At 73.4% G+C, this 1,001-nt stretch carries 2 protein-coding genes; both read left to right on the top strand.

The annotated features are described in order from the left end of the window. On the top strand, nt 1-279 hold a 279-nt coding region (locus tag D588_RS0119605), incomplete at its 5' end, for a GAF domain-containing protein (RefSeq protein WP_026143907.1). Further along, nucleotides 276-1,001, top strand: a 726-nt coding sequence (locus tag D588_RS25575; RefSeq protein ID WP_017917198.1) for a serine/threonine-protein kinase, incomplete at its 3' end; no start/stop codon positions are given. The genes D588_RS0119605 and D588_RS25575, both read left to right, overlap by 4 nt.

The following is a 1,001-nucleotide window of genomic DNA, read 5'->3' as shown; positions in this document are numbered from 1 at the left end:
GGCCAGGCCACCGTGGCCCACGACGTCGGTGGCGTGCCGTGGCTGGCCGAGCGCGCCTCGGTCTGCGCCGCCGGCCTGCGCACCCTGCTGTGCCTGCCGCTGCGCGATGGGGCCCGCGTGCTCGGCGCGATCTATGCCGACAGCCGCCGCGCCGGCAGCGCCATCGGTGCGCTGGACATGCAATTGCTCGAAGCCTTCTGCGAGCGCGCCGCGCTGTGGATCGCCGCCCGCCAGGCGCTGCGCGACACAGGCGCGGAACAGGGGCCTGGGCCGGCATGAGCGATGCGGCCACCGCCACCGGCCTGTACGCGCAGGAGAGCCTGACCCCGGGCGACGTGCTGGCCGGCCGCTTCCGCATCGAGCGTTTGCTCGGCATCGGCGGCATGGGCCTGGTGTACCTGGCCCACGACCAGGCGCTGGGCATCGACGTCGCGGTCAAACTGCTGCGCCCGGAACTGGCGCAGCGGCCGCAGGCGTTCGCCCGCTTCCGCCAGGAACTGCTGCTGGCGCGGCAGGTGTCCAGCCCGCACGTGGTGCGCATCCACGACCTGGCCGAACACGCCGGGCGCTGGCTGATCAGCATGGACTACGTGGACGGCGAGTCGCTGGAGGCGCGGCTGCAGCGCGAGGAACGGCTGGACGTCGACACCGCCCTGCGCATCGCCGGCGACATCGCCCGCGGCCTGCAGGCGGCGCATGCGCGCGGCGTCGTGCACCGCGACCTCAAGCCGGCCAACATCCTGCTGCAGCGTGGTGGCTATGCGCTGATCAGCGACTTCGGCGTGGCCTGCTCGATGGCCAGCAGCGGTCTCGGCGCGACCCTGGGCAACGTCATCGGCACACCCGCCTACCTGTCGCCGGAACAGGCGCGCGGCGACGCGCTCGACCCGCGCAGCGACCTCTACGCGCTGGGCCTGATCCTCTACGAAATGCTCGCCGGGCAGGTGCCGTTCGCCGGCGGCACCCTGTCCGAGACCCTGGCCCAGCGCATGCTGCGCGAG

Origin of the sequence: Xanthomonas sp. SHU 308 (assembly GCF_000364645.1) — a bacterium.
GTDB classification, from domain to species: domain Bacteria; phylum Pseudomonadota; class Gammaproteobacteria; order Xanthomonadales; family Xanthomonadaceae; genus Xanthomonas_A; species Xanthomonas_A sontii.
The sequence above is the reverse complement of the archived record's forward strand: the minus strand, read 5'-3'. Positions and strand labels throughout refer to the sequence as shown.